Consider the following 9470-nt stretch of genomic DNA (forward strand, 5'->3'; position numbering starts at 1 on the left):
CAGCCCCGGGGCCTGCTAGCAAATCAGATTTCGAACGCGGATCGCGTGAAGAACCGGCTGACCATCTCGCAGGGAGACGGCCAGCCGGTCCGGAGCGGTCTAGCGCCCGAACTTCTGGAATTTGATCCGGTGGGGGATCAGGCTCTCGACGCCGAGGCGGCGCTTCTTGTCTTCCTCATAGGCTTCGAAGTTGCCTTCGAACCATTCGACGTGGCTGTCACCCTCGAAGGCGAGGATGTGGGTCGCCAGACGGTCGAGGAACCAGCGGTCGTGGGAGATGACCACGGCACAGCCGGCGAAGCCGTCCAGCGCCTCCTCGAGGTTCTGCAGCGTCTCGATGTCGAGGTCGTTGGTCGGTTCGTCGAGCAGGATCAAATTGCCGCCGGTGGCCAGGGTCTTGGCCAGGTGGACGCGGTTGCGCTCACCGCCGGACAGCTGGCCGACCTTCTTCTGCTGGTCGCCGCCCTTGAAGTTGAAGCTGCCGACATAGGCGCGAGTGTTGATCTCGCGCTTGCCGACCATCATCACATCGGTGCCGCCCGAGATCTCTTCCCAGATGGTCTTGTTGGGATCGAGGGCGTCGCGGCTCTGGTCGACATAGGCCAGCTTGACCGTCTCGCCGACCTTGATGGTGCCGCCGTCAGGCTGTTCCTGGCCGGTGATCAGCTTGAACATGGTCGATTTGCCGGCCCCGTTGGGGCCGATGACGCCGACGATGCCGTTGGGCGGCAGTTTGAAGGTCAGGTTGTTGAACAACAGCTTGTCGCCGTAGGACTTCTCCAGCCCCTCGACTTCCAGCACGACATTGCCCAGACGCGGGCCCGGCGGGATCTGGATGACCGCGTGGGTCTGGGCTCCGCGCTGGCCTTCCTGTTCGGTGACCATGCGCTCATAGGCGGCGAGACGGGCCTTGGACTTGGCCTGACGGGCCTTGGCTCCCGAGCGGACCCATTCCAGTTCGCGGGTCAGGGCGCGCTGGCGGGCTTCGGATTCCGACTGCTCCTGCACGACGCGCTTGGTCTTCTGCTCCAGCCAGCTGGAGTAGTTGCCCTCGTAGGGGATGCCCTTGCCGCGATCGAGTTCCAGCGTCCATTTGGTGACGAGGTCGAGGAAGTAGCGGTCGTGGGTCACGAGGATGACGCAGCCGGGGAAGGCCTCGAGGTGATGTTGCAGCCAGGCCACGGACTCGGCGTCGAGGTGGTTGGTCGGTTCGTCGAGCAGCAGCATGTCGGGTTTGGACAGCAGCAGGCGGGCGAGGGCGATACGACGCTGCTCGCCGCCGGACAGGTTGTCGACCGCCCAGTCGTTGGGCGGGCAGCGCAGGGCGTCCATGGCCATTTCGACGCGGCTGTCGATGTCCCACAGGTCGCCGGCGTCGATCTTCTCCTGAAGGGCGGTCATCTCCTCCATCAGCTCGTCGGTGTAGTTTTCACCGAGTTCCATGGCGACGGCGTTGAAGCGGTCGACCAGCTGCTTTTCCTCGCACCAGGCGATGGCGTTTTCCCAGACGGTCTTGGTCGGGTCGAGGTGAGGCTCCTGCTCGAGGTAGCCGCGCTTGATGCCGTCGGCGGCCTTGGCCTCGCCGACGAATTCCTTGTCGAGCCCGGCCATGATCTTCAGCAGGGTCGACTTGCCCGAGCCGTTGACGCCGACAACACCGATCTTGGCGTCGGCATAGAAGCTCAGCCAGATGTTTTCGAAGATCTTCTTGCCGCCGGGGAAGGTCTTGGTGAGACCCTGCATCTGGAAAATATATTGCTGCGCCATGAGGTGCGGTGCGCCCTGTCGTCTGATCGGTGGGGGGAGTTAGGCGCGGGATGTAGCCGCCACGCCCGGTTTGGGCAAATCGTAGAGACCGGGAAGGGCGGTTTGATGGCCGTGATCGTCGGAACGGAACCTACCAGCGGAAGGCGAACCGCCCGAGGATCGCGCCGACACCCGCAGCCAGTGTCATGCCGAGGCTGTACCAGACCGCTACGAACACGGCCGAGACCTCGGCACAATGCAGACCATACAGGGTGGCGGCCAGTCCGGCGGTAAGCAGGCCCGCGGCGGCTCCGGCGGCCATTGGACGATCCGGAGCGAATCGCCGTCCTGCGACAAAGATAAAAGGTGCGGCCAAGGCACTCAGAACCAGGATGTTGGTTGGGCATACCCGGGCCGAACTGCCCATGAGCAGAGTCATCCGATCGCCGGCGGCGGCCGTCGCGAAGAGGGTCCCCGCCAGGATCAGGGCCGTCGATCCAATGGCGGCCAGCAGGATCAGGGGCGGCCGGACATCCGCGTCCGGGCGTCCCAGCCGGTCCAGCAACCAGAAACCGGTCGCGGCGATTAGGGTCGTGTAGGCCGCCTTGCTCCAGAAAACGGGGCCTGTCATCGCGGTTGCGAGGTCGCCGCGCACGCCTAGCCACAAGACGACGCCAACCAGAACCAGGCCCGCAGCCGGAACCATCATCAGCAGCAGGTGGCGCTCGATCTGGCCGGCCCGGGCGGGGGGGAGCTCGACTGCCAAGGCTGCGATCAGGTCATCAGTCTTCATCGGCGGAACTCCCGACATCGAGGGGCGTGGGAGCATAGTGGGCGATCAGGCTCTTCAGGCTGCGGTGCAGGCTGACCTTGGCGGCGGAAACGGAATAGCCGTGACGTGCGGCGGCCTCGGCCACCGACAGGCCTCTAAGACGAACATCCTCGATCAGGGCGCGCTGTCGGGCCGGCAACAACGACAGACAACGTCCAAGGTCATGATGGGTGGCTCCGTCCTCGACTGTGTGGTCGGCGATCAGCTCGGCGGCATCCTCGAGGGGGGCCGTGGGTCGTCGACCCTGCCGCCTCAGATGATCGATGAGCTTGTAGCGTGCGATGGCGAAGGCCCAAGACGTGAAGGCTTGATGCCGGTCCCATGTGGCCCGTTTGGCGTGAATGGCGATCAGGGTTTCCTGCACCAGGTCCTCGGCGTCTGCGCCACCGTCGAACAGGCGGCGCGTGAAAAAGGGACGCAGGTGCGCGCCCGTTTCGGTGAGCAGCACGCGCCAAGCCAACGCGTCGCCATCCAGCCCACGTAGCATCAGGGATTTGAGATGGGTTTCACGGTCGGTCACGCGTCTCCCGTCATTCGTCGTTCAAGGCCAAAGGTTACAGCTAAAGGGCAGGAACGTCGAAAAAACGGCGTGCGTCAGCTTAACCTTCTTCCGTCCCGGCGCGAATGCGCCATGAGCCGGACAGGGTGACCGGAGGCGTGGATGGGGACCGGTGGGGTTGTCCCGTGTCTGGATCGTTATCTGTGAAGCTATTTTACGGCCCGCGCGTTGTTTACAGGAGGGGACAGGTCGCAAAGGAGCAAGTCCGTGCGCGCCATTACTGTCGCCCCCGGCGAACGGGATTCTCAACGTCTGGACGATCTGCCAGAACCCGATCCCGTCGATGGAAGCTTGCTGGTGCAGACGGTCGCACTGGGAATCTGTGGAACCGACGCGGAGATCCTGAACGGATCACACGGGGCTTCCCCGCCCGGGCGGGAGCGGATGGTGTTGGGACATGAGTCCCTGGGCAGGGTTCTGGAAGCGCCGGATGATAGCGGCTTTTCACCGGGTGACCGGGTGGTCGGGATCGTTCGGCGACCTGACCCCGTTCCTTGCCGTGCCTGCAGCCATGGTGAGTGGGACATGTGTGAGAATGGGCTCTACAGCGAACGCGGCATCAAGGGGCGCGATGGATACGGTGCGGAACGGTTCCGGCTCGCCCCGGCCTTTGCGGTGAAGGTCGACCCCGGCTTGGGTCTGTCGGGGGTTCTGCTCGAGCCGACCAGTGTGGTGGCGAAGGCCTGGGATCACATCGACCGGATCGGTCACCGGACCCGGTCCTGGGCCCCGCGGCGTGTCCTGATCACCGGTGCGGGTCCAGTGGGGCTGCTGGCCGCATTGCTGGCGCGGCAGCGGGGATTTGACACCCATGTCTATGATCGGGTCGAGGACGGACTGAAACCGGCGCTGGTGCGGGAGCTGGGGGCGACCTACCATCATGACGGTCTGGAAGCGCTGACCCCGCTGGCTCCGGATATTGTGGTCGAGTGTACCGGGGCAGGTCCGGTGGTGCTGGCCATGATGCAGATATCCGGGCGCAATGGCATTGTCTGTCTGACGGGATTGTCCTCGGGGGGGCGCAAAATAGAACTGGATGCCGCCGGTCTGAACCGATCGCTCGTGCTGGAGAACGACGTGATATTCGGATCGGTGAACGCCAATCGTACGCATTATGAACTGGCCGCCGAAGCCCTGGCCGGGGCGGAGCCAGCCTGGCTGAATCGGGTGATCTCGCGACGCGTGCCGTTGACGCGCTGGCGGGAGGCGTATCAGCGACAGCCTGACGACGTGAAGGTGGTCATCGATTTCGAGGCCACCGCATGATGCGCGGCTGGATTGAGGAGTATGGACTGATCGGGGATTGCGAGACCGCGGCGCTTGTCGGGCGTGACGGGTCGATCGACTGGCTGTGCTGGCCACGGTTCGATTCGGACGCCTGTTTCGCCGCCCTGTTGGGGGATCCATCGAACGGGAGGTGGAAGATCGCTCCCGTCGCCGATTCCGTGACGATTACCCGCCGGTATCGCCCCAACAGCCTGATCCTGGAGACGGTGTTCGAGACGGCCGACGGGCGGGTTCGACTGGTAGATTTCATGCCCCCGCGGGGTGAGGCGTCCGACCTGATCCGGATCCTGATCGGTGAGCGTGGGCAGGTGTCGATGCGGGTCGATCTGACGCTGCGTTTCGGTTACGGCCGTGTGGTGCCGTGGGTGACGACCCTCGACGACGGCACGTTCAGCGCTGTGGCGGGACCCGACAGGGTCGTTTTGCGGACGCCGGTCGACCTGCATGGGGAGGGCATGACCACGACTGCAGAGTTCATCGTGGAGGCGGGTGAGACGGTGCCATTCGTGATGACGCAGGCCCCCTCGCATCTCGAGCCACCCCGGGCCGTTGATGCAACAGCAGCCCTGGCGGACACCGAAGCCTTCTGGTCCGACTGGATCGGGAGGACCAATGTGTCGGGGATCTACGCCGACCCCATCTTGCGGTCGATGATTACGCTGAAGGCCCTGACCCATGCACCGACCGGCGGGATCATCGCCGCCGCCACGACCTCCTTGCCTGAACAACCGGGTGGGGTGCGGAACTGGGACTACCGCTACTGCTGGATCCGGGATGCCACCCTGACCCTGCTGGCCCTGATGAACGCGGGCTGTTTCGAGGAGGCACTGGCCTGGCGCGACTGGCTGTTGCGGGCCGTGGCGGGGGCTCCCGAGCAGATGCAGATCATGTACGGGTTGGGCGGCGAACGACGGCTGATGGAGTGGGTCGCCGACTGGTTGCCCGGCTATGAAGGGGCGACGCCCGTTCGCATCGGCAATGCGGCCCACAACCAGTTCCAGCTGGATGTCTACGGCGAGCTGATGGATGCGCTGCATCAGGCCCGCAAGGGGGGATTGCCCCCCAGCGCAGCGGCCTGGGAGGTGCAAAAGGTGCTGATGGATCATGTCGAGGCGACATGGGACCAGCCGGATGACGGCATGTGGGAGGTGCGTGGGGAGCGTCGGCATTTCACCTTTTCCAAGGTGATGGCGTGGGTCGCTGTCGATCGGGCGGTGAAGGGGGTCGAGATGTTCGACCTGGACGGGCCGGTTGACCGTTGGCGGATCTTGCGTGACCGGATGCATGCGGAAATCTGCCAGAAGGGATTCGACACCGGTCTGGGAAGTTTCACCCAGGCGTTCGGGAGGCCGGAACTGGACGCCAGCCTGCTGTTGCTCGCATCGGTCGGCTTTCTCGAGGGAGACGACCCCCGCTATCGCGGCACCGTCGAGGTCGTCGAGCGGGTGCTGATGCGGGACGGATTGCTGCTGCGCTACGATTCCGGAAACAGCGACGACGGTTTGCCGGAGGGGGAGGGGGCCTTTCTGGCCTGCAGTTTCTGGCTGGTGGACGCCTGGTTGCTGACCGGACGGCGCGCCGAGGCCGAAGCCCTGTTCGAGCGGTTGCTGGCGCTCCGCAACGACCTGGGGCTTCTGGCCGAGGAATACGACCCCGTGGCAGGTCGACTGACCGGCAATTTTCCGCAGGCCTTTTCACATGTCGGTCTGGTCAATTCAGCATTCAATCTGACGCATTCGATCAAGCCGGTGCATCAACGGGCGGACCGGGACTCCAGCACGGGCGATCCGGATTCCCGACGTCGCTCTGAAGGTCGCGTAGCACCAAGGCTTTGAGGTGTGCGTCACGCGTGGTCGCGCGCCTCCCGTCAAAATCGAACAGCGTCACTGTAACTCACCCGGGGTCCGGGGCGAATGGTCTGGTGTCCGGTCATTGTGACCGCATTCCCCCGATGGAGACGACCATGAACCGAGTTCACCTGACCGCTGCCGGTGCCGCCGCTCTTGCCCTGACGGCCGGTGCGGGCCTGGCCCACGCCCAAAGCCACGACATGCAGTCGACCCAGCCGGCGATGGAGAAATGCTACGGCGTGGCCCTGGCCGGCAAGAACGATTGTGCCGCCGGGCCGGGTACCACCTGCGCCGGAACGTCGGTCCGTGATTATCAGGGTAATGCCTGGAAGCATGTTCCCGCCGGGACCTGCACATCGATCAGTACGCCGGCCGGCAACGGCTCGCTGACGCCGGTCGCGCGCTAGACGGCGGATCAACGATGACCCGCAGACCGACCGTCGGTGCCTCCCCCGAGGTCAGCGCCGGGCTGGGACTCAAGTCCCGGCATTATGATGAGGCGCTGGCCTGTCCGGCGGTCGGTCTGTGGTTCGAGGTCCATGCCGAGAACTACATGGTCGAGGGCGGACCGCGGCTGGCCTGGCTGGAGGCGATACGCCGTGACAAGCCGCTGTCGCTGCACGGGGTCGGGCTGTCGCTGGCGGCCGATGAGGCCCCGGACCCGGATCATCTGGCGCGGCTGAAAGCCCTGTCCGATCGCTATCAGCCGTTTCTGATGTCCGAGCATTTGGCCTGGTCGCAGCGCGGCGGTGTCTATCATCCTGATCTGCTGCCCTTCGTCCGCAGCCGGGCCATGCTGGAACGGGTCTGTGACAATGTCAGCCGGACCCAGGACGCGCTGGGACGGCCAATCCTGATTGAAAACCCCTCGCTCTACCTGGCCCTGGAGGGTCACGAGATGAGCGAGCCCGAATTCCTGGCGGAGATGGTCAAAACGACCGGATGCGGCCTGTTGCTGGACATCAACAATGTCTTCATCAGCGCCCGCAATCTGGGAGACAGCGCGACGGCCTATCTCGATGCCCTGCCGGACGGGGCGATCGGTGAAATCCATCTGGCCGGGCATGCGCCGGACGAACAGTGGGGCCAGGAGCTGCTGATCGACACCCATGGCGCGCCGGTGTCCGAGGATGTCTGGTCGCTCTATGCCCGCACGATCGGCCGGATCGGCCCGCGCCCGACGCTGATCGAACGCGATGACAACATCCCTGAATTCGCGGAACTGATGGTCGAGCGCGACCGGGCACATGCTGTGCTGTCCGCTGTTGAGGAGGCTCTTTGTGCCTGACTCCTTTCACGACGCGTTCGAAGCTGCTCTCGGCGGGGACAGTCCGGCGCTGGATGCCTGGCTGGGCGTGGATGCGCCTTCCCGGGCCGGGCTGTCGGTTTATCGCAACACCGTGGCCAAGGGCCGGGTCGATGCGCTGGCGGGACTGTATCCGACGGTCGTGCGGCTGGTGGGCGAGGCCTGGTTTCGGGATGCGGCGCTGATTTTTGCCCGGGCGCAGAGGCCGGTCAGCCCTGTTCTGGACGACTACGGCACGGAATTCCCCGACTGGCTGGAGGCCTTTCCTCCGGCGCAGGTCATGGCGTTTCTGGCCCCGGTGGCGCGGCTGGACCGGGCCTGGAGTCAGGCGCATCGCGCGGTGGACGCCCCGGTCTTGCTGCCGGACGCCGTGTCCGGGGTGGCGGCTGCGACGCTGTTCGCGGCGCGGGCGACGCTGCACCCGTCGCTGCAGTTGTTCTGGTTCGACTGGACCGTGCCCACCATCTGGCTGGCCAACCGGCCGGACGTCGAGCCGGGGCAGGCGATCAGCTGGGAGGAGAGTCCTGAGGGGATCATGCTGCTGCGTCCGGCCATGACGGTGACCCACCGTCGCCTGACCTGGCCGGAATGGGGGTTTCTTGACGCCTGCCGCCGGGGCCTGACCCTGGGCGAGGCCGCCGCCGTTGTGTTCAGACATGAGCCTTCCTCCGATCTCAGCACCCTGTTTGCCGGACTGCTGACGTCCGGGGCCTTCACCCGAATCGAGATGGAGCCCGCATCATGATCCAGACCGACACCTCTTTCCGGACCGACGGGCCCCCCGTCCGGTTTGCAGCCCTTGCGACCCTGATCGAGCGGTTGTTGCCCGTCGATCTGCTGCTGGTCATCGCCCGGGTGGCGATTGCCGCAGTGTTCTTCCTGTCGGGGCGGACCAAGGTCGACGGGCTGCTGCATATCACCGACAGCACCTACTATCTGTTCGCCGAGGAATACCGGGTGCCGCTGATCCCCAGCGATATCGCCGCCCATATGGCGACCTGGGCCGAACATCTGTTCCCGCTCCTGCTGGTGCTGGGTCTGATGAGCCGGTTTTCGGCCCTGGCCCTGCTGGGGATGACGCTGGTGATCGAGGTGTTCGTCTATCCGCTGGGCTGGCCGGTCCATCTGCTGTGGGCCTCGGTGTTGCTGGTCATCCTCCGGTTCGGGGGCGGGCGGTTCAGCCTCGACCGGCTGTTGCGCCTGCCGTGATGGGCCTCAGGCGTAGTTGAAGCTGATCGAGATGCGGTCGGCCTTGGCCGCGTTCGGCGGCACCTCGTGGCGGAGCCAGCTTTCCCAGATCAGCACGGTGCCGGCGGCGGGGGCGAGGTAGACGAAGGGCTTTTCGGCCTCGGGGGCGTCGGCGGTGACGGCGGGGCGGGCCATCATCATGGCCAGACGCGGGTCCTCCAGCTTCAGGGCCGAGGCGCGGTCGGGGACCTCGACATAGACGGTGCCGGACAGATAGGCGTGCGGGTGGATGTGGCCAGAATGGCTGCCGCCGGGCTTGAGGATATTGACCCAGAGATTGTCGAGTTTCGGCTTGCGCGCCAGGTCGAAATTCAGGGCCTTGGCATAGGCGAGGGCGTGGCGGTCCAGCAGCCGTTTCAGATCGGCGAATTCGGGCATCCGCTGCGGCAGGTCGTTCAGTGAGCCGTAGGAGGTGTAGCCGCGATAGCCGTGTTCGCGGCACCAGGCGCGCCCCGCCCCGTCATCCTCGGCCAGGCTGCGGCAGGCCTCGGCCAGCTCGACATTGAAGGCGTCGAACCCCGGTTCGGCCGCGAGGCTGGCTTCATAGACCTGGGTGACGAAGAGGGGGCGCAGGGACATGGGGCGATGCTCTAGCTGTGGAGCCTCAACAGGTTGTCCTCGGCGAGGGCGAGTCTGCTGATG

10 protein-coding genes are annotated in these 9470 nt (G+C 65.3%); 6 read left to right on the forward strand and 4 right to left on the reverse strand.

The window, feature by feature from the left end; all coding sequences use genetic code 11:
• Positions 1-99: 99 nt before the first annotated feature.
• From ettA to AAC050_RS10725, 3 genes are all read right to left on the reverse strand, one after another.
• Positions 100-1767 (reverse strand): energy-dependent translational throttle protein EttA, encoded by a 1668-nt coding sequence (gene ettA, locus AAC050_RS10715; RefSeq protein WP_339915075.1) that lies wholly within the window; start codon positions 1765-1767, stop codon positions 100-102.
• Between the two features lie 130 nt (positions 1768-1897).
• Positions 1898-2539, reverse strand: coding sequence for a DUF1109 domain-containing protein (locus AAC050_RS10720; protein ID WP_339915076.1), 642 nt, complete (start codon positions 2537-2539; stop codon positions 1898-1900).
• Complete coding sequence (locus AAC050_RS10725; RefSeq protein ID WP_339915077.1) at positions 2529-3098, reverse strand: sigma-70 family RNA polymerase sigma factor; 570 nt, start codon at positions 3096-3098, stop codon at positions 2529-2531. The genes AAC050_RS10720 and AAC050_RS10725 overlap by 11 nt, the downstream gene beginning before the upstream one ends.
• 336 nt (positions 3099-3434) lie before the next feature.
• On the opposite strand from AAC050_RS10725, the gene AAC050_RS10730 reads away from it, so the two are divergent.
• From AAC050_RS10730 to AAC050_RS10755, 6 genes are all read left to right on the forward strand, one after another.
• Positions 3435-4403, forward strand: a complete 969-nt coding sequence (locus tag AAC050_RS10730; RefSeq protein ID WP_339915086.1) for a glucose 1-dehydrogenase — start codon at positions 3435-3437, stop codon at positions 4401-4403.
• A complete protein-coding gene (locus AAC050_RS10735; protein ID WP_339915078.1) occupies positions 4400-6259 on the forward strand; it encodes a glycoside hydrolase family 15 protein in 1860 nt (619 codons plus the stop codon). Before AAC050_RS10730 ends, AAC050_RS10735 begins: the two co-directional genes overlap by 4 nt.
• A gap of 128 nt (positions 6260-6387) precedes the next feature.
• Positions 6388-6681 carry a DUF2282 domain-containing protein gene (locus AAC050_RS10740; RefSeq protein ID WP_339915079.1) on the forward strand — a complete coding sequence of 98 codons (294 nt, stop codon included), beginning with the start codon at positions 6388-6390 and terminating at the stop codon, positions 6679-6681.
• A gap of 14 nt (positions 6682-6695) precedes the next feature.
• Positions 6696-7562: a DUF692 domain-containing protein gene (locus AAC050_RS10745; RefSeq protein ID WP_339915080.1), complete on the forward strand. Its 867-nt coding sequence runs from the start codon at positions 6696-6698 to the stop codon at positions 7560-7562.
• Positions 7555-8325, forward strand: coding sequence for a DNA-binding domain-containing protein (locus AAC050_RS10750; protein WP_339915081.1), 771 nt, complete (start codon positions 7555-7557; stop codon positions 8323-8325). Before AAC050_RS10745 ends, AAC050_RS10750 begins: the two co-directional genes overlap by 8 nt.
• Positions 8322-8789, forward strand: a complete 468-nt coding sequence (locus AAC050_RS10755) for a DoxX family protein (RefSeq protein WP_339915082.1) — start codon at positions 8322-8324, stop codon at positions 8787-8789. The genes AAC050_RS10750 and AAC050_RS10755 overlap by 4 nt, the downstream gene beginning before the upstream one ends.
• 6 nt (positions 8790-8795) lie before the next feature.
• On the opposite strand, the gene AAC050_RS10760 is transcribed toward AAC050_RS10755, so the two are convergent.
• Complete coding sequence (locus tag AAC050_RS10760) at positions 8796-9407, reverse strand: TIGR02466 family protein (RefSeq protein WP_339915083.1); 612 nt, start codon at positions 9405-9407, stop codon at positions 8796-8798.
• Positions 9408-9470 lie beyond the last annotated feature (63 nt).

The sequence above is a fragment of the uncultured Brevundimonas sp. genome (genome assembly GCF_963974615.1).
Lineage (GTDB): Bacteria > Pseudomonadota > Alphaproteobacteria > Caulobacterales > Caulobacteraceae > Brevundimonas.

Coding starts and splice junctions, on each gene's coding strand:
- ettA (WP_339915075.1), bottom strand. CDS start 1,767: ATGGCGCAGCAATATATTTTCCAGATGCAGGGTCTCACCAAGACCTTC.
- AAC050_RS10720 (WP_339915076.1), bottom strand. CDS start 2,539: ATGAAGACTGATGACCTGATCGCAGCCTTGGCAGTCGAGCTCCCCCCC.
- AAC050_RS10735 (WP_339915078.1), top strand. CDS start 4,400: ATGATGCGCGGCTGGATTGAGGAGTATGGACTGATCGGGGATTGCGAG.
- AAC050_RS10740 (WP_339915079.1), top strand. CDS start 6,388: ATGAACCGAGTTCACCTGACCGCTGCCGGTGCCGCCGCTCTTGCCCTG.
- AAC050_RS10745 (WP_339915080.1), top strand. CDS start 6,696: ATGACCCGCAGACCGACCGTCGGTGCCTCCCCCGAGGTCAGCGCCGGG.
- AAC050_RS10755 (WP_339915082.1), top strand. CDS start 8,322: ATGATCCAGACCGACACCTCTTTCCGGACCGACGGGCCCCCCGTCCGG.
- AAC050_RS10760 (WP_339915083.1), bottom strand. CDS start 9,407: ATGTCCCTGCGCCCCCTCTTCGTCACCCAGGTCTATGAAGCCAGCCTC.